This is a genomic window from Bradyrhizobium sp. CIR48 (assembly GCF_014198315.1).
Lineage (GTDB): Bacteria > Pseudomonadota > Alphaproteobacteria > Rhizobiales > Xanthobacteraceae > Bradyrhizobium.
Genome location: NZ_JACIHG010000009.1, coordinates 358,188 through 379,460, shown reverse-complemented (window position 1 = coordinate 379,460; position 21,273 = coordinate 358,188). Strand labels below are relative to the sequence as shown.

The window sequence follows — 21,273 nt, the reverse complement described above, 5'->3', positions numbered from 1 at the left end:
CGCTTTAGCAGGATCCGGTGCCGGCGCTTGTGATGGAGGTCACCAAGGCCGCGTCGGCGACAGCCCGAAGGACCCCCTATGTTTGTCGCGCCAGCGCGGTCGCGGTTCGCTGCCAAACAGGCAAGCAGACCGAATTCCCCTAGGCATCGCCGATATGCCCCCGATATTGCGGCAGATTGTCCGTAATCTCGTGCCAGGGCGCCTTCGAGGCCACGAAGATGTGTGCGCTCGGCCGGATCGAGGGGGCATCAACCAGGGTTCCCATGGCGACATGGACCCATTGTCCTTCACGTACCCGGGAATAAAGCAGCGAGCCGCACCGGGAGCAATGGGCGTCATGGGTGGTGTCGTCGCCGAAGATCAGCCGCTGGTCCCCTCCCCGGATAATGCGGAGCTTGTCTTGCGCGATGCCGGCGAAGGGCTTGAAGGCGGAGCCGGTGGTGCGACGGCAGTTCGAGCAGTGGCAGTTCATCGCATAGGAGAACGCGTCGGCCACCTCAAAGCGCACGGCGCGGCAGTAGCATTCGCCGATCAGGATACGAGCGTTCGAAGTTTCTGATCCGGTCATTCCAGCGTCCTTGCGCGATTGGCGAGAGACACCCATAGCGCATTTCGATGTGTACGACTAAGTTCCGCCCAAGCCATCATGCAAAAGGATGACCCATGAGCCAGAACCGTTCGAGTGTCGAAGCCGTCGTGCAATCCTATTTCGACGGGCTTTACGAGGGCGACGCCGAGAAGCTCGGCACCATCTTCCATCCCTCCGCTGACTTGCGCTGGGTCGAGAAGGGCGAGCTTCAGGTCCTGACCGTGCCCGACTGGCTCGACCGCGTCCGCAAGCGGGCCTCCGCCAAGGCCGAAGGCAAGCCGCGCGAGGATTTCATCGTCACCATCGACCGTTCGGACGACAAGACCGCCTTCATCAAGGTCCGTTGCCAGCTGCCTCCGCGTTTCTTTACCGATTATCTGGTGGCGATGAAGCTCGCCGACGGCTGGCAGATCGTGTCGAAATCGTATCGTTATGACCTGAGGGAGTGAGGCTGCTCGACGTTCCGCTGCCCCATATCTGCCGCGCTCGATATCCATCCTCCGTCGTTGCAAGCGAAGCAATCGAGAGACCCTCCGCGGAGACAGACTGGGTTGCTTCGTCGCTTCGCGCCTCGCAATGACGAGGCGGATACAGCATCCGCCACATTTCTCGCCCCCAACTGTCTGAAAATCCCCATGCCGCTCGATCGCCGTTCCCTGCTCGCTTCGCTGTGCTGGATCGCCGCCTCTCCTGCGTTGGCCGCTGAGGCACCGCCTGAGCTCGAAACCTATGAACGTGAGAGCGGAGGACGGATCGGGGTCTATGCAGAGAACCTTGCGACCGGCAAAAAGCTCGCCTGGCGCGCCGACGAGCGCTTCGTCATGTGCTCGACCTTCAAGGCCTCGCTTGCGGCTTGCATGCTGGCCCGGGTCGACCGCGGCGAGGACCAGCTTGCGGCCATGATCGCTTACGGCAAGCCCGACCTCTTGGACTACGCGCCGGTCGCCAAACAGAATCTTGCGGCCGGCGCGATGTCGGTCAGCGACATGTGCAAGGCGATCGTCGAGCTCAGCGACAATACCTGCGCCAATCTGCTGCTGGCGCGGATCGGCGGCCCCGCCGCGCTCACCGCCTTCTGGCGATCGCTCGGGGACACCACCTCCCGGCTCGACCACAACGAGCCAGAACTCAACCGCTCGCCGCCGGGCAATCCCCACGACACCACGACGCCGGCAGCAATGGCGGGAAATTTGCAGCGCCTGGTGGTGGGCGAAGCGCTGTCGCCGGCTTCGCGGGCCCTGCTCACCGAGTGGATGGTGAACTGCAAGACTGGCGCGAACCGGCTGCGCGGCGGCGTGCCCGCAGGCTGGACCATCGGCGACAAGACCGGCAACAACGGCAAGGACGCTTCGGGTGATATCGCGGTCGCATGGCCCAAGCCCGGGACGCCGATCCTGATCGCGGTCTATACCCAGGGCGGCACGCCGAATCCGGCGCAGATCGAAGCCGCCTTTGCACGCATCGGACGGATGGTGACCGAGCGGCTGGCGTAAGCCGCGCGCATTGACGTAGCCGTCGCTTCCGGGTCAAGACAGACCATCATGGAAGCGAAGTTTCAGACCTTTCTCATCCTGCTCGCCGTGCTGGCAGGCGTGGCGCTGGCCGCACGCCGCTTCAACGTCGCCCCCGCCATCCTACTGATGCTGGCCGGCGTCGGCCTCGCCTTCGTGCCTGGCATGCCCCCGGTGGAATTGCCTCCCGAGCTGGTGCTGCTGATGGTGCTGCCGCCGCTGATCTACTCGGCGAGCGTCGCCATGAGCTGGCGTGAGTTCAAGAACAATTTGCGCCCGATCGTGCTGCTCGCGGTTGGCGCAGTGATCTTCACCGCAGCGATGGTGGCGGCCGCCACGCACTACATGATCGGCCTGCCCTGGACCATCGGCTTCCTGCTCGGCGCCATCGTCGCGCCGCCCGACGTGGTGGCACCGCTCGCGATCGCGCGCCGGCTCAACATGCCGCGGCGGCTCCTCGTCATCCTCGAGGGTGAAGGGCTCGCCAATGATGCCACCGCGCTGATCCTCTACCGCTTCGCGCTGGCCGCCATCATGGTCGGACATTTCTCGCTGCCGCTCGCCGCCGGCGAATTCCTCCTCATTGTCGCCAGCGAGATCGCCTTCGGCATCGGCGTCGGTTGGCTCTCCCTTCGCTTCCGCAAATGGTCCGGAGATCCGCAGGTCGAGCTGACGCTGTCGCTGATCACCCCCTACGTCTCCTACTGGCTGCCCGAGCATATCGGTGGCTCCGGGGTGATCGCGACGGTGGCCTGCGGCCTCTATGTGAGCTGGAACGGCCCGCTGCTGATCTCGTCGGCAACGCGCCTGCAGGGCATCTTCTTCTGGGACCTCGTGATCTACCTGATCGAGGGCGTGCTGTTCCTGCTCACCGGATTCCAGATGCGCGCGCTCTACGAGAAATCGAAGGCGTTCCCGCTCGACGACATCCTGATCGCAACTGCCGTGGTCATGGTGATCGTCGTGGTCGCGCGCTTCGCCTGGCTCTATCCTGCAACCTACCTGCCGCGCATGCTCAGCAAATCGCTGCGCCAGCGCGATCCGTCGCCACCCTGGCAATGGCCGTTCGTGCTCGCCTTCACCGGCGTGCGCGGCGCGGTGTCGCTGGCGGCCGCGCTGGCACTGCCGTTCACGCTGCCGGATGGCGATGCATTTCCGTATCGCGATCTGATCCTGTTCGTGGCCTTCGGCGTCATCTTCGTCACGCTGATCGGCGTCGGGCTGACGCTGCCGCCGGTGGTGAGGTGGCTCGGCGTCGCCGAGGCCGGCCGTAACGAGCATGCCGCCGAGCACGAAGCCGAGATCGCCGCGCGCCGTCAGGCGCTGGATGCAGCGCTGAAATCGCTCGACGCGCTGACCGAGGAGAAGGAGGTGTCCGACGAAGTGATGCGGCTCCTGCGTGCCCGCCACGACATCCGCGTCAACCAGCTGCCTGATTCACTCGATCCCACCCACCACGACGTCTCCGCCGCCGGTACCGCGCTGACCCGCGACCTGATCGCCGCCGAACGCAAATTCATTCACAACCTGTTGCGCGACGGCCAGATCACCGACGAGACGCGGCGGCGAATCGAGCGCGACCTGGATCTGGAGGAGGCCAGCCTGGCGAACCGGGAATATCGGCGGACGCCGCTGTAGCCTCCCGTCATTGCGAGGAGCCGTTGCGACGAAGCAATCCAGACTGCCTCCACGGAAGGACTCTGGATTGCTTCGCGGAGCCTGTCTTCGGGCCGCGTTAGGCGCGGACCCGTTGGCTCGCAATGACGGCGGGAGCAACTACCGCCTCGCGCAAAACTCCGCTATGGCCGACGCCACGGCCGCCGCAATCGTTTCATGCCGCTCGGGTGCGTTCATCGCCATTTCCTCGTCGCGGTTGATGATGGAGCCGGCCTCGAGCAGCACTGCGGCACTGCTTGTCCGCGACAGGACGACGAGCCCGTCATAGCGGTAGACGCCGACGTCCTTGTCGAGCAACTGGCGCCGGTAACGGCCCATCAGCGGCAAAGTGTATTGGCTGGCATAGTGCAGGCCTTGCTCCTTCAACTGCCTGCCGATCATCCGGGCCAGCATCAGGCTGGTGGCGAAGTGCGAATTCCGCTGCGACACGAACAGCGAGTGGCCCGAAAAGCGATCGCTGAAATAGCTCTTCGCACCATCGAATTCCCAGGTCTCGAGCAGCTTGTCCGGCACCGAATCATGATGGATCGACAGGAAGAGATCGGCGTGCGACCCATTGGCGCTGCCGACACGTTTAAACAGGCTGGGCCGAGCCTTGCCGTCCGTGACGAGCAGGCGTGTTGCGGCAAAGCCTTCGGACTTGAGCTTCGCCGTGATGAGTCTTGCGAGACGGAAGTTGAAGCCGAACTCCGGATCGTTGCGCGCGCTCAATGCGCCGTAGGAGTCCGGCGTATGCCCGACATCCACGACGATCCGGAATTTCGGCATCTCACATTTGGCCGGCGCGGGCGAAGGCTTGGGCCTCGCTTTCGCGACCTTTCGGGCCGGGGCAGCCTGCCCCGCATCGATGGACGGAAGCAATAACGCGACCAGCGACACCAGGAGAATTGCGACGATGTCCCGCCCTGACGACAAATCCTACTCCGCTGCCGCGATGCGTGGCCGGCCGACGAAGCCCGCGACATCGCCGAATCGTTCGAGCATGACCGCGGGCAGATCCTTCGACTTGCTGGTGACGCAGGCGCCGGAGCGCACCGCATAACGATCCTGACGCGTCGCCTGCGGCGGGGCCTCGCCCTGCTGCAGCGCCCGCGCCAGATCCATCACCAATTTACGAAAATGCATGATGCCGAGATCGGTCGGCCCGAGATGCTCGCGGGTGCGGTCGGCGATCGGCCCCTGGCTGTCCTGCACGGCGGCGTCCTGCTCGGAGACACCCTTGATGCCGGTGTAGCTCCTGGTCTTCTGCAGCTTGCGATCGATCAGATAGTCGTTGCCCTTATGGCGCAGCGGCACGTAATTGTCGTCGACCTCCGCGATCACGCCGTTGCCGCGGTCGTAGGCGTCGCGCTCCGCTTGCGACAACGGCCGCTCCGGATTCCAGGCATAGGTGTAGATCCAGCAATTGGTGTCGGTCACAGGCACGAAGGTCTGGCCAAAAATGCTCTCGCCCGGCATCGCGCTCGGCGCGTAGGCGTGGAATGGCATCAGGAATTGCGCGATGCGCCAGTAGATGCTGTCGCCGCCGGTGAGCCGGCCACCGGCAATGGTCAGTCCGGCCTCGTGCGGGCTGATCTTGATCACCGGCCGCGGGTCTTCAGCGATCCAGCGCATGTGATCGCTCGACATCCGCGCGATCGGATTCACAAAGTGCTTCTTGATGTCCAGGATCTCGTTCTCCTCCTTGTCGAAGGAGAGATGGGCAAAGGTGAAATGCGCGGTGTCGATCGAGCCTTCCAGCGCCTGCACCCAGTTGCAGTCCTGCCATTTCTTGCTGACGTAGCGGTGCGAGGCCGGCAGCAGCGCCATTTCGAGATCGGGCAGCTCGGGCATGGCCTCGATCGGACCCATATAGGCCCAGATCATCTCGCCCCATTCGCGCACCGGATAGGACTTGATGCGGATCAGGTCCTTGGCGTTGAGATCGGGATAGGAGGTCGGCATGTCGACGCAGCGGCCGTCGGTGTTGAACTTCCAGCCGTGATAGACGCAGCGGATGCCGCATTCCTCGTTTCGCCCCAGCCAGAGATTGGCGCCGCGATGCGGGCAATATTGGTCGATGACACCGACGACGCCGCGCGTGTCGCGGAAGGCAAGCAGTTCCTCGCCGAGCACGGTGATCTTCTTCGGCTCGCCGTCTGGTTCGGGGAGTTCTTCGGACAGCAGGACGGGAATCCAGAAGCGGCGCAGCAGCTCGCCCATGCCGGTACCTGCACCCGACTCGGTCAGGAATTTGTTGTCCTCGGCGCGGAGCATGGTGATCCTCCCGAATATTTTCGGGAAGATTGGCGCGGACGCGGGAAGACGTCAACGCAAGAACGGCTCTCGTAGGGTGGGCAAAGCGAAGCGTGCCCACGTCCTGCCTATTTGATGAGAAGACGTGGGCACGGCGCTGACGCGCCTTTGCCCACCCTACCGCACTGTCTCCTAAACCGGCCGCTCGCCTTTCACCGTCACCCGCGTGCCCGAGCGCGTGTGGGGCCAGTAGTCCCACATCGCGCGGTGCTGGGTGCAGCGGTTGTCCCAGAACGCGATGGCGTTCTCGGTCCAGCGGAAGCGGCACTGGAACAGTGGGTTTTCGGCGTGCTGGTAGAGATAGGCGAGCATCGCATCGCTCTCGTCGCGCGGGATGCCGTTGATGTGGCGGGTGAAGCCGCGGTTGACGTAGAGCGCCTTTCTGCCGGTGACCGGATGCGTGCGCACAACGGGATGCTCGGCGCTCGGATAGGACGGACGGTCGGCAACGCCGTAGTTCGCATAGAGCCCGCGATAGATCGGCTCGCCATCATGCAGCGCGGTGAGGCCATCGAGATAGGTCTTCATGCGATCGGACAGCGCCTCATAGGCGGCGTACATGTTGGCGAACAGCGTGTCGCCGCCGCGCGGCGGGCACTGCTTGATGTAGAGGATCGAGCCCATCGGCGGTTCGAGATCGCAGGACACGTCGGAGTGCCAGCCCTCGCCGTTGGCACGCGGCGAGTTCTTGTCGGCGTAGATCTTCATCAGCGCCGGGTCTTCGTCCTCATGCGGCGCGGCGGGATGGAAATGCAGCTCGCCGAACTTGCGGCCGAAGGCGAGCTGCTGCTGCGGCGTGATCTGCTGGTCGCGAAAGAAGATGACGAGGTTTTCGGCGAGCGCGCGGTGGATCTCGTCCATCTGCTGATTTGAACGCGCGACGTCGGAGACGAGCCCGCCGATGTCCACGCCCGATATTTCCGCGCCGATGATGGGGGTGAGCTTTTCGACCGCGATGGTCTCGTAGGGCGCGCCGTCGTCAGCCGTGTGGCGATAGCGCGGGCCCTGCTTGCCGGCGAGTGAGCTCATGGCGTGTCTCCCGATCTGTTGTTCGTTGCTTGCTATCCTAGGCCTCGGGAGCGCAGACGCAAAGATAGCAACCCGCGAATCTTGACACACTTATAAAGTTTTAATAGTGTGTAAAAGGAAAAGAGGCTTCCACGATGGGTAAATATGAGCGACTTGGCGCGTTCCTGAAGTCCCAACGGGCCAAAGAGGTCCCTATGACCTTTGCCGAAATCGAGCGAGTCATTGGAAGCAAGCTCCCTCCTAACTCTCCTCAATACCCGGCCTGGTGGAGCAATAATCCGACCAACAATGTGATGACCAAGGTCTGGCTGGCTGCCGGCTTTCGTACCGAGCAGGTCGACACGAAGGCTCGCAAGGTCGTGTTTCGCCGGGTCGAATTGAGTTCCGCAGAACCGACGCCGTCGCGCATCAAGAAGCTCGGCCGCCCTCCGCTGTTCGGCGCGCTCAAAGGATTGGCACACATCCCACCCGGCGTTGATTTGACACAGCCGGCCGATCCCGATTGGGGCCAAGTGTATGAGTGATCCTGCGCCTCTTTTGCTCGATACGCATGCCGCGATCTGGATTGCAGAAGACAAACCTATTGCCACCGAGGCGAGCGAGGCGATTGAAGCCGCCTATCGCGCAGGATCTGCCATCTTCGTCTCTGCAATCACCGCATGGGAAATCGGCTTGCTCGTTGCACGCAACAGGCTGGGCCTCTCCACGAGACCAGAACTCTGGTTTCAACGGCTGCTTGCCGTCGAAGGAGTGCGGCTCGCCGAACTCACGCCCAATATTTTGATCGCGTCTTCATTCTTGCCCGGCGCCCCGCCGCGTGACCCTGCGGATCGAATCATCATTGCAACCGCTCGCGACCTTGGCGCGAGCGTGATTACCCGGGACGGATTGATGCTGAGATATGGCGAGACAGGCCAGGTCAGCACGATTACATGCTGACCTGAACGCCTACTCCGCCGCGGTCACCGGCACCTTGGCGCCCTGGCCGTAACGCTGCTCGATATAGTCGATCACCAGCGCCTTGAAGTCGGCGGAGATGGTCGGGCCGCGCAGCGTGCGGAACTTCTTGCCGTCGACGAACACGGGTGCGGCCGGCGCTTCACCGGTGCCGGGCAGCGAGATGCCGATATTGGCGTGCTTGGATTCGCCGGGGCCGTTGACGATGCAGCCCATCACCGCGACGTTGAGCTCCTCGACACCAGGATATTTCGTCTTCCAGGTCGGCATCTCGTCGCGGATGAAATCCTGGATCGAGCGCGCCAGTTCCTGGAAGGTGGTCGAGGTGGTGCGGCCGCAGCCGGGGCATGCGGCGACCAGCGGCACGAAGGTGCGGAAGCCCATGGTCTGCAGCAACTCCTGGCCGACCTGCACCTCACGGGTGCGATCGCCGCCAGGCTCCGGCGTCAGCGAGATGCGGATGGTGTCGCCGATGCCCTGCTGCAGCAGGATGCCGAGCGCGGCGGAGGAGGCAACGATGCCCTTGGTGCCCATGCCGGCCTCGGTCAGGCCGAGATGGATGGCGTAGTCGGAACGAGAAGCGAGATCCTGATAGACCGCGATCAGATCCTGCACCGCCGAGACCTTTGCGGAGAGGATGATGCGGTTCTTGGGCATGCCGAGCTCTTCGGCGCGCGCGGCCGAGAGCAGCGCGGACTGCACCATGGCCTCGCGCGTCACCGCGCGCACGTCGCGCGGATTGGCGGAAGCGGCGTTCTCGTCCATCAGCTTGGTCAGCAGCTCCTGGTCGAGCGAGCCCCAATTGGCGCCGATGCGCACCGGCTTGTTGTTCTTGTTGGCGATCTCGATGATGTCGGCGAACTGGGTGTCGCGCTTGTCCTTGAAGCCGACATTGCCGGGATTGATGCGGTACTTGGCGAGCGCCTCGGCGCAGGCCGGATAGGCCGCGAGCAGCTTGTGGCCGATATAGTGGAAGTCGCCGATCAGCGGCGTGGTGATACCGCGCTTGGCGAGGCCGTCGCGAATGTGCGCCACGGCGGCCGCGGCTTCCTCGCGGTCCACAGTGATGCGGACCATTTCGGAGCCGGCGCGCGCGAGCGCTGCGACCTGGGCGATGGTACCGTCGATGTCGGCGGTATCGGTGTTGGTCATCGACTGCACGACGATCGGCGCACCGCCGCCGACGGCGACGTCGCCGACCTTGACCTGGGTGGTATGGTAACGCGGCGCTGGCCCCGCGATGTCGGAATCGATGGTGGTTTCGGGCTTGTTCATGGGGTCCAAATATCAGGTTTTGGTGACGTTCAGCAATGCATCGCGCGGCGCCGCAGCGACTTGGCTGGGACGGTTAACGAGAAAAAGCCCAGCAATTACAAGGACGGCGGCCGCCCCGAACGCCAAGCTTAGCGTGTCGTGCATGATGAAATAGCTACCGACGACGCCAAACAAAGGGGTGATGAAGGTAAAAGCCGACAATTTGCTGGCCGAATAGGCCTTCACCAGCGCGAACCAAAGCGTGAACGTGGTTCCAACGACCCAGATCGCCTGGAAGGCCATCAGGCCGAGCGACAGCGGCGCGGGGGTGTGCGTGATGGTCTCGCCGAACAGCCAGGCCGCCAGCCCCAGGATCGGGATCGAGATCGCGACCTGATAGCCCAGCGCCTTCTCCGGCGCGGCAAACCGCAACCTGGTGCCCTTGGCAACCAGCGTGGTTGCCGCCCACAGCGCGGCGCCGCCGACGATCATGAGGTCGCCGAGCAGGACATGCGAATCGACATTGGGCTGCGGCACACCGATGGCGAGCGCGACGCCCGCAAAGCTGATGGCAAGACCCAGCCATTGCGAGGCGCCAAGCCGTTCGCCGAGCACTTGGTAGGAGCCGAGCGCAACGAAGAACGGCGCGGTGTAGAGGAACACCACCGCGCGCGAGGCAGACGTGAGGCGCAGCCCCTGGAAGATCAGCACGAACTCGATGCCGAACATCAGCCCGGCGATCAGGCCCGGCTTCCACGTGCCGTCATTCTCGAAGAATTTGACCCCGCGCAGCGTGCCGATGAGGAACAGCACCGGCAGCGCGCCCGCCGACCGGATCGTGGCCTGCAGCATCGGCGGAATGTCCGGCAGCACCAGCTTCACCGCGATCTGGTTGAACCCCCAGGTCAGGCACAGCATGAGCATCAGGGCGATGGCGCCGGCACTGAGGGGACGTGCGGCGGAATGTAAGGCTTGTGGCGAGGTCATCTCTTCCCGATTACCGGCTTTGCGCCGTTGTTGCTCTATGCAGCTTTCTGACAATGGGTGCAGACGCCCGTGATCTCCACCACGGACAATTTAGGCGCAAAGCCCGAGCTGCGCGCGGCGGCATTGAGGTCCCCGGCAAAGGACGCCGACGGGATCTCGCCGACCAGGCCGCAGCGCTCGCAGATCAGGAACGCCACCGCCGAGGTCGCGTCGTGGTCGTGGGCGGCGCAGGCGAGATAGGCATTGCGGCTCTCGATGCGATGCACAAGGCCATTGGCCATCAGGAAATCAAGCGCGCGATAGACCGTGATCGGCGCCGGCCGCGACATGGACTTGGCGAGCTCGTCGATCACCTCATAGGCTCCGAGCGGGCGATGGCTGGAGAGCAAGGCCCCCAGCACCTGACGGCGTATGGGCGTGAATTTCTGTGCGCGCTGCTTGCAGACCTCTTCGGCATGCGCCAGCGCATCCGCGGTGCAGCGGCCGTGATCGTGGTCGGGCGCGGGAAATGCCGGTTTTGCGAGGGTCATGCGGGCACGTTCTAGCATTTGGGCCTGGGAACCCAAAGCACGACCCTGCGACCGGCTGCCAGCCATGCTAGCGCTGCGGGACAGCATCGTGATATCCGCCGTGGAATAATCATAAGCTTGCTTATTATATCCCAAGCTTATTGGAGACCAAGCTTATGACCCGCGGGTCTGTCGACCAGAACTTCCTGTTCACGCTCGGTGAGCTCTACCGCCTGTTGCGCGTCTATGCCGACAAGGAGGCCTCGCGGTTCGGCATCACCCGGGCGCAATGGGCGGTGCTGGCCAAGGTTGAGCGCAGCGAGGGCATGAAGCAGTCGGAACTCGCCGAGCTGCTCGAGATGCAGCCGATCACGCTGACCCGCCTGATCGACAAGCTCTGCGACAATGACTGGATCGAGCGCCGCAGCGACGCTTCGGACCGCCGCGTCAAGCGCCTGTATCTGAGGAAGGCCGGCCGGCAATTGCTGGGCCGGATGAGCGGGCTGAAGTCCGAGCTCACGGCCAACGCGCTCGACGGCATCACGCCGGCGGACGCCCATCGCCTCCTGACCCAGCTCGAAACCATCAAGGAAAACGTGCGTACCGCGATCCAGACCAGCGGCGCGGAACAGGCACGTAAGGAGCAGCGCTATGGCTGACCAAGTCCTCAAGTTCCAGCCCGAGCAGAAGACCGACAGCGGCAAGCCCACCAAGAAAGCCGGCACCGACCCGCGCCGCCGCCTGGTCGCGGGCCTGCGGCGTTACCGCCGCTTCCTGCTCCTGGTCGTGCTGCCCGTGATCGCCGCCATTGGCGGCATCACTTTCTACCTGCATGGCGGCCGCTATGTCGGCACCGACGACGCCTATGTCGGCGCGCAGAAGGTGCTGGTGACGCCCGACATCTCCGGCAAGATCCAGAAGGTCGTCGTGAAGGAAGGCCAGTCCGTCAAGCAGGGCGACGAGCTGTTCGAGATCGACCCCGCTCCGTTTCGCCACGCGGTGGTCGAAGCCAAGGCGCAGCTCGCGCAGGCCCGCACGACCTACGACAACCTCGTCGCCAACATCAAGATCTATGGCGACATGCTGGGCCTCGCCCAGCAAGGCATCGATTTGAAGCAGCGCGACGTCGAGCGCAAGCAGGCGCTGGTGAAGAACAATTACGGCTCGCAGCTCGATCTCGACAATGCCTCGAATGCGCTGGTCACCGCCGGCGCGCAGGCGCAATACATCAAGCAACAGCTGTCCAACGCCAGGACGCAGCTTCTCGGCGACCCCGAATTGCCACTGGAGCAATTCCCGCCTTACGCACAGGCGAAAGCCAAGCTGGACGATGCCCAGCGCAACCTCGATCACACCGTGCTGCGCGCGCCGATGGACGGCGTGGCGACGCAGGTCGAGCAGATCCAGCTCGGCCGCTATGTCGCCGCCGGCACGCCGGTGTTTTCCATCATCGACGTCGCCCACCCCTGGGTCGACGCCAATCCGAAGGAGAGCGACCTCACCCACGTCACCGAAGGACAGCCCGTCACGCTCGAGGTCGACGCGTTCCCGAACCACGTCTTCAAGGGCAAGATCGGCTCGCTCTCGCCCGGCACCGGCGCGCAATTCGCGATCCTGCCGCCGCAGAACGCCACCGGCAATTTCGTCAAGGTGGTGCAGCGCGTGCCGATCCGCATCTATTTCGACGAGACCGACAAATATGTGCGGAAGCTGAAGGCCGGCATGAGCGTCTACGCCACCATCGACACCGGCCATCAGCGCTCGCTCGCCGGCCTGCTTGGCCTGTCGGCGACCGCGAGCCAGAATAAAGACTGAACACAAGGACTGATCCGATGTCCGGTCCCAATGCCAGCCTGATGGTCCCCGGCCTGCGCCGGAACATGGTGACGATCTGCGCCATGACCGCGACCATCATGCAGGCGCTGGACACCACCATCGCCAACGTCGCCCTGCCCTACATGCAGGGCACGCTGTCGGCCTCGCAGGACCAGATCAACTGGGTGCTGACCTCCTACATCGTCGCCGCGGCGATCATGACGGCGCCGGTGGGCTGGATCGCCAACCGTTTCGGCCGCAAACGCATCTTCATCATCTGCTCGGCCGGCTTCACCATGGCCTCGGTGCTGTGCGGCCTCGCCCAGGACATCAACCAGATGGTGCTGTTCCGCCTGCTGCAGGGCGTGTTCGGCGCCGCCCTGGTGCCGTTGTCGCAATCGGTGATGCTCGATTATTACACGCTCCAGGAACGTGCCAAGGCGATGTCGATCTGGGGCATGGGCGTGATGATGGGGCCGATCATGGGCCCCTCGCTGGGCGCCTGGCTGACCGAGACCTATTCCTGGCACTGGGTGTTCTTCGTCAACCTGCCATTCGGCTTCATCACCGTGCTCGGGCTGATCGTCTTCATGGACGAGACCGACAAGAATCTCAGCCTCAAATTCGACTGGTTCGGCTTCGCCGCGCTGGCGGTTGCGATCGGCTCGCTTCAGCTCGCCCTCGACCGCGGCGAGCAGCTGGGCTGGCTGGAATCCAATGAGATCCTCGCGGAGTTCATCGTTTCGGCGGTCGCCTTCTACTTCTTCCTCGCGCACTCCTTCACGACCTCGACCCCGTTCATCCGTTTCGCGCTGTTTCGGGATCGCAACTTCGTCACCGGCTGCGTGTTCATGATCGTGATGGGGCTCGTGCTGTTCTCGACCATGGCGCTGGCCTCGCCCTATATGCAGAACGTGATCGGCTATCCCATCATCACCGCCGGCCTGCTGCTGGCGAGCCGCGGCTTCGGCACCTTCTTCGCGATGATGCTGGTCGGCCGCATGATGCGCTATTTCGAGGCGCGCACGCTGATCATCGCCGGCCTGACACTGACCGCAGGCTCGCTGTTCCAGATGACCGGCTGGACCGATTTGACCCAGGTGCCGGAGATCGTCACCGTCAGCGTCATTCAAGGCTTCGGCTTCGGCCTTGTCTTCGTGCCGCTCTCGACCGTGGCCTTCCTGACACTGTCGAACGACCTCCGTACCGACGGCACCGCGATGCTGACCCTGATGCGCAACGTCGCGAGCTCGGTCGGCATTTCCGTCGTCATCGCCCAATTGACGCAGGGGACGCGGCGGACCTATGCAATCCTGTCCGAGCACATCAACCCGTTCAACCATGCACTGCAGATGCCCGACGTCAGGGGCCTGATCAACCTGTCCACCGACGCCGGCCGCGCCATGGCCGACAGGATGGTCAGCGTCCAGGCGCAGATCATCGCGTTCGCCTACGACTATCAGCTGGTGATGTTCTTCATCCTCTGCACCATCCCGCTCGCCTTGCTGATCGGCTCGACCAAGGCCACGCTGCGCAAGCAGGCGGCGGGACCGGAGCATGCGGTGATGGAGTAGGACGCGGTCGACCACCAATCTCCGCTGTCGTCCCGGACAAGCGCTGCGAAGCGGAGCGCAGATCCGGGACCTCAGCGCGAGCGCTTGCGCTCGTCGCGATAATCACAGGGAGTAGTTTGGCGAAGACTGTGAATTACCAGTCTCGCGCCAAACTACTCCCTGTGGTTATGGGTCCCTGCGTTCGCAGGGACGACACCGAAATTGCGGCGCGCCCTACAACAACTCCTCGCAGCCCAAATCATCCACCGCCGCAAACACCCGCTCCAGATTATTCCACCAGATCAGCGGCGGGAGATTGACGCTCCATTGCCAGACCGGCTTGGTGATGTGCCAGAGCACCGACCGGCGATAATCCTGGTCAAGTGCGCCGCGCGTGTAGCCGCTGACGCCGTGCGAGATCAGGGTCTCATGATAGCGGTTGAGCAGCAGGCGCTCGAGCGTCTGGCGGCGCTCCGGATACCATTGCGTCGCCATCATGTAGGCGAGATCGTGGGTCGGCACGTTGATGCGCCACTGGTCGAAGTCGAAAATCCGCACGGTGTCGGCGATGTCCGCGCGCGGCAGCAGGAAATTCCAGGTATGGGCATCGCCGTGGGCAATAGAGAGATGTCGATGGGAATGATAGCGCTCAAGCAAACGATCCGACTGCTCAATGAACCGACGATAGAGGATGCGTCGTTCTTCGCTCAGACGGTCGCCGAGAAGATCGGCAAAACGATCATAATGGCCAGCAAAGGTCTCCATCAACCTTGACGTATCATCGGCGCTCATCCAACTGCCAATGGTGTCGCCGAGACTTGGGTGGTCCCACCATGCCGCGTGCCAGCCCGCGAGCGTCGTGACGATCGCCATCGCCTGTTCGCGAGACGGCGGCAAGGGCCACGGGGCCGCGACCTCATGGCTGTCGGTGAGGTCCTCGAGCAGCAGATGCCAACTGACATTTTCCTCATCGAACTGTCCGTCAAAGCAACGCGGCACCAGCCCCGGCGGCATATTCGGTGCAAGTTTCGCATAGAAGGCCACTTCGTGCCGGCCACCATGCGCAAGCGTCTTGGCAAAATCGGCATGCGGCGTCTTCAGGATCAGTGTCTGCGGCGCGCCGCCGGATTCACCCACATAGCGCAGACCGAGACGGACGATGTGCGACACGACGGTGTCGCGCTGATGCAGTACCTTCACCTCGCGGACCGCGCCTGCGTCGAGCACGCCGCCTCTGCGCAGTGCCGCCGTCAGTCGGGCGGGCTCAACGACATCAGGCAGTTGTGGAGGTGTCATGAAATTCACGATGCCCCTGTCCCGCGCCATATTGCACGATCATGACCCCACGCACCAGCGGCCGAACCGATGCCGCGCTCAAGCCGCCTCGGTCGAGGCGCGCACGGTCCGCACCACGACCGACCGGAGCTGTTCGAGATTGGCGGCCATGCCGGCGATCGCCTGCCTGACCTCGGCGGCGCGCTCGTTCACGGAAGCGGCGTCGCGGCTGACATTGCCGATCTTGGCCGAGACCTCCTTGGCCGCGGAAGCCGATTCGGAAATCGACCGCGTGATCTCCCGCGTCGCGGCGTCCTGCTCTTCCATCGCGGCGGCAACCGAGGTCGCCACGCCGTCGATCTCGACGATGTGCCCTCCCATCGTCTCGACGGCATCGACCGCGGCCTGCGTCGAGGCCTGAATCTCGGTGATCAGCCGCGTGATCTCCTCGGTGGATTTGGCGGTCTGGTCTGACAGGGATTTCACTTCGGCGGCGACCACGGCGAAGCCGCGGCCGGCCTCGCCGGCACGGGCGGCCTCGATCGTGGCGTTGAGCGCCAGGAGGTTGGTCTGGCCGGCGATGCCGCCGATGAGGTCGGAGACCTCGGCGATCTTCTTCACCGATCCGGCCAGTGCCTGGATGGTCGAACGCGCCTGCTCGCGGCCGGCGACCGCCGATTTTGTGACGGTGCTGGTCCGCACGACCTGGCTTGCGATCTCGCGGATCGAGGCGCTCAGCTGTTCGGCCGCGGCCGAGACGGTCTGCGAGCTGCCGAGGGCCTGGGTGGAGGCCGCCGCGACCGCCTGCGACTGTGCGGAGAGCGACCTCGCGATCTCGGACAGGCTGGACGCCGCCCGCTCGACGCCTTGCGTCGCTGCGCCGGCGGTGTCGACCGATCGGCCGGTCTCGCGCTCGACGGTCTCGGCCATCTGGTGCAGGGCGGAGCGCTTGGCGAGCGCCGCCTCCTGCTCCTGCCGCAACTGCTCCTCGCGCAGGCGGGAATTCTCGACCGCCGCCTGCTTGAACACCACAAGCGCCCCCGCCATCGAGCCGACCTCGTCCTTTCGGTCAGCGAAAGGAATGTCGGCGGCGAGATCGCCGGTCGCGAGCTTCTGCATCGTGCCCGTCATGCGCACGATCGGCCGCACCACGCCGAGTGCGACGCCGAGCAGGCCCGCAGCAACGAAAGCCAGGACAGCGGCGGAGACGCCGAGGAGGATATAAAGCATCGAGCTGTCGCGGTCCGCGGCCAGCTTTTCCATGGCTGCATTCTGCTTGTTGGCGTTCTCGACGATGCTGTCGATCACGGCGCGATGCGCGGTGTAGGCGTCCTTCACCTGCGCATAGATGCGCTCGGACGCAGCGGCGTCCTTGGCCTTGAGGGCCGGCAGGAGCTGGTCGGACGCCTTCCAGAACTTCTGCACCTCAGCATCGGATTTCGACACCAGCACCGTCTTCAGGTCGGCCGAGAGGCTGGAGGTGACCCAGAACGCCTTGCGCTCGTCGTAATCCTTGCGGAGCTGGACCAGGCGTTCGCCGTGGGCCGCCAGCTGGTCCGGCTCGCGCATGGCCAGGGTCGCCTCGAGATAGGCCTCGATGACATATTCCGGCGGCGGCAGAATGTCCGCGATGAGGTCGTTGCCGAGCTTGATGTCGGAATAGAGCGGACCGCCGACCTTGAGCTCTTTCAAGGCGTACAGGCTGGTCGAAACCACGGCGGCAAAACCGATGGCGAGAACGATGCCGAACGCAATGATCGCAGATGACAACGACAGACGAAATTTCATGAAAACAATCCAGGGCGGTGTCAAAACTGCAGCCACCCTAGACGAATACGGTAAATACGGGATTGCTTCGCGCCGAAATTGTATCGCGCGAACCCCGTCTAACTACGGGAATTCGACGTCAAGCCATCGGTATTTGAGTCAGCGAGGCTGACGCACACACGTGCGGGAGAATCGTTTCGGCCGGAGGCAGCCTCGGCCTCGATGCGCCAGATGAGACATGCGCGCCGAAGAGCAAGCCTCCCCCGGCACGCGTTGCCTCACACGTCGAAGAACACCGTCTCGTTGTCGCCCTGCAGCCGCAGGTCGAGCCGGTAGACCGGCTTGCCGGCCTCGCGCGCCGCGGTCAGCGTGGCGCGGCGCTCGGTGGGCACCAGCGCCAGCACGGGGTCGGCGGCGTTGCCGGCCTCGTCGCCGAAATAGATCCGGGTGTAGAGATGCCTGAGCATGCCGCGGCCAAACACCGCAAGGAGGATGTGCGGCGCCTGCGGCTTGCCATCGGGATCCGGCACCGTGCCCGGCTTGATGGTCTCGAACGCGTAATTGCCGTCCTTGTCGGTGCCGCAACGGGCGAAGCCGCGGAAGCTTGCATTTGGCAGCGCACGCTTGTCCTGCGGGTCGGCGAAGCGGCCTTGCGCGTCCGCCTGCCAGATCTCCAGCATGCAATCCGGCACGGCAACGCCGTCACCGTCGAATACGCGACCCTCGATGCGGATGCGCTCGCCGGTGATATCTGGCGTCAGCGTCGAGTTGGTGAACGCGTCGTTCCAGGCGTACTCGCCGTTCGGCGTCAGGCCGTATTTGAAGAACGGGCCGACCGTCTGCGATGGGGTGATCCCGTCGGGCGTCACAGAATCCTGCACTTAGTGATTCTCCATGGGGGTGGCGTTCTTGCCGCGCAACACGATGTCAAAGCGGTAGCACAGCGCCCATTCGGGCTGGGTGTTCTCGAGATCGAACGAGGAGACCATCCGCGCCCGCGCCTTCTCGTCCGGCACCGAGTTGAAGATCGGATCGAACGGGAACAGCGGATCGTTCGGAAAATACATCTGCGTCACGAGGCGCGTGACGAAGGAATGGCCGAACACCGACAGATGGATGTGCGCGGGACGCCAGGCATTGTGGTGATTGCCCCAGGGATAAGCACCCGGCTTGACGGTGACGAAGCGATAATAGCCGGAGGCATCGCTTTGGGCGCGGCCGGCCCCCGTGAAATTCGGATCGAGCGGCGCCGGATGCTGGTCGCGGACATGGACGTAGCGGCCGCAGGCATTGGCCTGCCAGATCTCGACCAGCGAGTTCGGCACGCCGCGGCCGTCCTCGTCGCGCACATGGCCGTGCACGATGATGCGCTCGCCGATCGGCTCGCCCTTGTGCTGGGTGGTGAGGTCGTTGTCGCCCTCGCGCACGGTCTCGTGGCCGTAGACCGGGCCGGTGAGCTCCGACAACGTATGGCGCATCGGGATCAAGGGCTTGTTCGGCGCACGCTTGATCGAGCTCTTGTAGTCGGGCGACAGCGGCAGCGGATGCGCCTTGTTGCTGTCAGTGGGATAGATGAATGTCATGGGCGGACTCCTCCCCGGCCATGTGGTCCGGCCGGACAACGCTTCAGCCAATCATTATAGGATATAACTAATTGGGGGAAGCGGGTTTGAGCCCTATTTGATCGGCGGACGCGGCAGTAAGGCTTCCCCGACTTCGAGCCGGTAGACATGGTCGAGCGAATACCAGGGCGTCGCGACCTCGCGTTCGGTCGGATGTGGCGCGTCATGGCGCAGGAACTTGCCGATCAGCGCCTGCGTCACGCCGAACTGCACGTCGCTGTCGATATGGGGATCGTTGGGATCGTAGACCTGCGAGATCAGGACCTTGAAGCCCGGCTTGAAGATCAGGGCATGCAGATGCGCGGGGCGATAGGGATGGCGGCTCTGCGCCTCCAGCAGGCGGCCGACCACGCCGTCCGTCGGAATGGGATAGCCGACCATCATCACCGAACGGAAGGAGAAGCGCCCATCCTGGTCGGTCGTGAACTTGCCACGCAGGTTCATGTCGGCCTGGTCAGGATCCTGGTTCTCGTAGAGGCCGACCGGAGAGGCGTGCCAGACATCGACCTCGGCGCCGACGACCGGACGACCGTCCTTGTCCACGACGCGGCCGTTCACGAACAGCGGCGCGCCCGGGGTCTCGGAGCGGACGATCGATCCGCCATTCTCGACCCGCGGCGAGTTCAACCGCCAGAACGGCCCGAGCAGTGACTGATCGGTTTCGGTATTGCCCTGGTCGCCGTTGTTGAGCAGGCAGACCAGCGGCGAGACGCCGAGCGAGCCCGCCATCAGCACCACTTCGTTGTGCGTGTCGGTGGTCAGCTTGCCGAGCTCGGCGATGACCGCGGTGGCATCGCGAAACTCCTTCTCGGTCAGGCGGACGTCGCGCACGAAGCCGTGCAAATGCTTGACCAGGGAGATCATGATCTGGCGCATGCGCGGATCGGAAGTCCGCTCCATCACCGCCAGTGCCGCGGCCGTGACGTCCTGCTCGCGCTCGATGATCATGCTGGCTTTTTCTCCCTGTCATTCCGGGACGCGAGAGAAACGAGCGAACCCGGACTCTTCGCCTCTCCCCGCTTGCGGGGAGAGGCCGGCGCGCGAAGCGCGGCGGGTGAGGGGGACTCTCCGCGAGTCCAACTATCACCGTCCTTGCGGAGACTCCCCCTCACCCCAACCCTCTCCCCGCAAGCGGGGAGAGGGGAGGAGAGAGTTCAGTTCACCTTCTCGATGGCGACCGCGACGCCCTGGCCGACGCCGACGCACATGGTGGCGAGCGCGAGCTTGCCGCCGCGCTTCTCCATGCCGTGGACGGCGGTGAGCGCGAGGCGCGCGCCGCTCATGCCGAGGGGATGGCCGAGCGCGATCGCGCCGCCATGCGGATTGACGAAATCGGCGTCGTCGGCAACGCCGAGCTGGCGCATGCAGGCGATGCCTTGCGAGGCGAAGGCCTCGTTGAGCTCGATCAGGTCGAAATCGCTAATCTTCTTGCCGAGCCGTTCCATCAGCTTGCGGGTCGCCGGCACGGGACCAATGCCCATGATGCGCGGCGGCACGCCGGCCGAGGCAAGGCCGAGGATGCGCGCGCGGGGCGTGAGACCATGCTTCTTCACCGCAGCTTCCGAGGCCAGGATCATCGCGGCCGCGCCGTCATTGACGCCGGAAGCATTGCCGGCGGTCACCGTGCCGGGATTGCGCACGATCGGCTTCAGTTTTGCCAGACCTTCGAGCGTGGTTTCGGGACGCGGATGCTCGTCCTTGTCGACGGTGATGGGACCCGCCTTGCCGCCGGGAATGGTGATCGGGACGATTTCCTCGGCGAAATAGCCCGCCGCGATCGCCTTGCCGGCGCGCTGCTGCGAGCGGATGGCGAAGGCGTCCTGGTCGGCGCGCGAGACCTGGAATTCCTCGGCGACGTTCTCGCCGGTCTCCGGCATGGCGTCGACGCCATACTGAGCCTTGAGCAGCGGATTGATGAAACGCCAGCCGATCGTGGTGTCGAAGATTTCGGCCGAACGCGAGAAAGCCTCCTGCGCCTTGCCCATCACGAAGGGCGCGCGGGTCATGGATTCGACGCCGCCGGCAATGGCGAGCTCGATCTCGCCGGAGCGGATGGCGCGGCCGGCCGCACCGACCGCATCGAGGCCCGAGGCGCAGAGCCGGTTGAGCGTCTGGCCGGGAACCGAGTCCGGCAGACCTGCGAGCAGGAGCGCCATGCGGGCGACGTTGCGGTTGTCCTCGCCGGCCTGGTTGGCACAGCCGAAGAAGACTTCGTCCACCTGCGCCCAGTCGAGATTGGGGTGCTTGGCCATCAGTGCCTTGATCGGCGCTGCGGCGAGATCGTCGGCACGCACCTTGGCGAGCGAGCCGCCGAAGCGGCCGATCGGGGTCCGCACGGCATCGCAGATAAAGACGTCACGCATCGTTGTTCTCCCTGAATGCCGCGGTTCGGCCCAAATTCTTCAATGACGCCGGAGTTTTAGGAGGGCGCCC

General features: G+C 64.3%; 21 protein-coding genes. 8 read left to right on the top strand and 13 right to left on the bottom strand.

The window, feature by feature from the left end; translation table 11 throughout:
- Positions 1-139: 139 nt before the first annotated feature.
- Positions 140-568: a GFA family protein gene (locus tag GGD66_RS27840; RefSeq protein WP_183259589.1), complete on the bottom strand. Its 429-nt coding sequence runs from the start codon at positions 566-568 to the stop codon at positions 140-142.
- Between the two features lie 95 nt (positions 569-663).
- On the opposite strand from GGD66_RS27840, the gene GGD66_RS27835 reads away from it, so the two are divergent.
- The 3 genes from GGD66_RS27835 (at position 664) to GGD66_RS27825 (ending at position 3,738) form a co-directional block, all read left to right on the top strand.
- Positions 664-1,038 (top strand): nuclear transport factor 2 family protein, encoded by a 375-nt coding sequence (locus GGD66_RS27835; protein ID WP_094894613.1) that lies wholly within the window; start codon positions 664-666, stop codon positions 1,036-1,038.
- A 186-nt stretch (positions 1,039-1,224) separates the two neighbouring features.
- Positions 1,225-2,082, top strand: coding sequence for a class A beta-lactamase (bla, locus tag GGD66_RS27830; RefSeq protein ID WP_183259588.1), 858 nt, complete (start codon positions 1,225-1,227; stop codon positions 2,080-2,082).
- A 48-nt stretch (positions 2,083-2,130) separates the two neighbouring features.
- The gene (locus GGD66_RS27825) at positions 2,131-3,738 is read left to right on the top strand and encodes a Na+/H+ antiporter (protein ID WP_183259587.1); all 1,608 of its coding nucleotides are present in this window, start codon (positions 2,131-2,133) and stop codon (positions 3,736-3,738) included.
- Positions 3,739-3,876: 138 nt separating this feature from the next.
- Here GGD66_RS27825 and GGD66_RS27820 read toward each other — a convergent pair whose 3' ends face one another.
- The 3 genes from GGD66_RS27820 to GGD66_RS27810 all read right to left on the bottom strand — a co-directional run bounded on the left by GGD66_RS27820 (position 3,877) and on the right by GGD66_RS27810 (position 7,101).
- Entirely contained in the window at positions 3,877-4,692 is an 816-nt protein-coding gene (locus GGD66_RS27820) for an N-acetylmuramoyl-L-alanine amidase (RefSeq protein WP_183259586.1), read from the bottom strand.
- 3 nt (positions 4,693-4,695) lie between these two features.
- Positions 4,696-6,033 (bottom strand): Rieske 2Fe-2S domain-containing protein, encoded by a 1,338-nt coding sequence (locus tag GGD66_RS27815; RefSeq protein WP_183259585.1) that lies wholly within the window; start codon positions 6,031-6,033, stop codon positions 4,696-4,698.
- 171 nt (positions 6,034-6,204) lie between these two features.
- Positions 6,205-7,101: a TauD/TfdA family dioxygenase gene (locus GGD66_RS27810; protein ID WP_183259584.1), complete on the bottom strand. Its 897-nt coding sequence runs from the start codon at positions 7,099-7,101 to the stop codon at positions 6,205-6,207.
- 134 nt (positions 7,102-7,235) lie between these two features.
- Here GGD66_RS27810 and GGD66_RS27805 point away from each other — a divergent pair, with 134 nt between their 5' ends.
- On the top strand, positions 7,236-7,625 hold the full coding sequence (locus tag GGD66_RS27805; protein WP_183259583.1) for a hypothetical protein: 390 nt from the start codon (positions 7,236-7,238) through the stop codon (positions 7,623-7,625).
- The gene (locus GGD66_RS27800) at positions 7,618-8,040 is read left to right on the top strand and encodes a type II toxin-antitoxin system VapC family toxin (RefSeq protein ID WP_018316742.1); all 423 of its coding nucleotides are present in this window, start codon (positions 7,618-7,620) and stop codon (positions 8,038-8,040) included. The genes GGD66_RS27805 and GGD66_RS27800 overlap by 8 nt, the downstream gene beginning before the upstream one ends.
- Before the next feature lie 9 nt (positions 8,041-8,049).
- Here the strand turns inward: GGD66_RS27800 and ispG are convergent, their stop codons facing one another.
- From ispG to GGD66_RS27785, 3 genes are read right to left on the bottom strand one after another with little or no spacing between them, the layout of a single operon-like run.
- Positions 8,050-9,333 (bottom strand): flavodoxin-dependent (E)-4-hydroxy-3-methylbut-2-enyl-diphosphate synthase, encoded by a 1,284-nt coding sequence (gene ispG, locus GGD66_RS27795; protein ID WP_183259582.1) that lies wholly within the window; start codon positions 9,331-9,333, stop codon positions 8,050-8,052.
- Positions 9,334-9,345: 12 nt separating this feature from the next.
- The gene (locus GGD66_RS27790; RefSeq protein WP_183259581.1) at positions 9,346-10,299 is read right to left on the bottom strand and encodes a DMT family transporter; all 954 of its coding nucleotides are present in this window, start codon (positions 10,297-10,299) and stop codon (positions 9,346-9,348) included.
- A 35-nt stretch (positions 10,300-10,334) separates the two neighbouring features.
- A complete protein-coding gene (locus GGD66_RS27785) occupies positions 10,335-10,829 on the bottom strand; it encodes a Fur family transcriptional regulator (RefSeq protein WP_018316739.1) in 495 nt (164 codons plus the stop codon).
- Between the two features lie 155 nt (positions 10,830-10,984).
- Here GGD66_RS27785 and GGD66_RS27780 point away from each other — a divergent pair, with 155 nt between their 5' ends.
- From GGD66_RS27780 to GGD66_RS27770, 3 genes are read left to right on the top strand one after another with little or no spacing between them, the layout of a single operon-like run.
- Positions 10,985-11,467, top strand: a complete 483-nt coding sequence (locus GGD66_RS27780) for a MarR family winged helix-turn-helix transcriptional regulator (protein WP_026201730.1) — start codon at positions 10,985-10,987, stop codon at positions 11,465-11,467.
- Positions 11,460-12,623 carry an HlyD family secretion protein gene (locus GGD66_RS27775; protein ID WP_183259580.1) on the top strand — a complete coding sequence of 388 codons (1,164 nt, stop codon included), beginning with the start codon at positions 11,460-11,462 and terminating at the stop codon, positions 12,621-12,623. The genes GGD66_RS27780 and GGD66_RS27775 overlap by 8 nt, the downstream gene beginning before the upstream one ends.
- A 17-nt stretch (positions 12,624-12,640) precedes the next feature.
- Positions 12,641-14,197, top strand: coding sequence for an MDR family MFS transporter (locus tag GGD66_RS27770; protein WP_092251577.1), 1,557 nt, complete (start codon positions 12,641-12,643; stop codon positions 14,195-14,197).
- A gap of 213 nt (positions 14,198-14,410) precedes the next feature.
- Here the strand turns inward: GGD66_RS27770 and GGD66_RS27765 are convergent, their stop codons facing one another.
- The 6 genes from GGD66_RS27765 to pcaF form a co-directional block, all read right to left on the bottom strand.
- Complete coding sequence (locus GGD66_RS27765; protein ID WP_092251576.1) at positions 14,411-15,502, bottom strand: phosphotransferase; 1,092 nt, start codon at positions 15,500-15,502, stop codon at positions 14,411-14,413.
- A gap of 48 nt (positions 15,503-15,550) precedes the next feature.
- On the bottom strand, positions 15,551-17,239 hold the full coding sequence (locus GGD66_RS27760) for a methyl-accepting chemotaxis protein (protein ID WP_183259579.1): 1,689 nt from the start codon (positions 17,237-17,239) through the stop codon (positions 15,551-15,553).
- Positions 17,240-17,496: 257 nt separating this feature from the next.
- Positions 17,497-18,099: a protocatechuate 3,4-dioxygenase subunit alpha gene (pcaG, locus tag GGD66_RS27755; protein WP_183259578.1), complete on the bottom strand. Its 603-nt coding sequence runs from the start codon at positions 18,097-18,099 to the stop codon at positions 17,497-17,499.
- On the bottom strand, positions 18,100-18,801 hold the full coding sequence (gene pcaH / locus GGD66_RS27750) for a protocatechuate 3,4-dioxygenase subunit beta (RefSeq protein ID WP_026201729.1): 702 nt from the start codon (positions 18,799-18,801) through the stop codon (positions 18,100-18,102).
- Positions 18,802-18,894: 93 nt separating this feature from the next.
- Entirely contained in the window at positions 18,895-19,788 is an 894-nt protein-coding gene (locus GGD66_RS27745) for a dioxygenase (protein ID WP_092251572.1), read from the bottom strand.
- Positions 19,789-19,994: 206 nt separating this feature from the next.
- On the bottom strand, positions 19,995-21,203 hold the full coding sequence (gene pcaF / locus GGD66_RS27740) for a 3-oxoadipyl-CoA thiolase (RefSeq protein WP_183259577.1): 1,209 nt from the start codon (positions 21,201-21,203) through the stop codon (positions 19,995-19,997).
- Positions 21,204-21,273 lie beyond the last annotated feature (70 nt).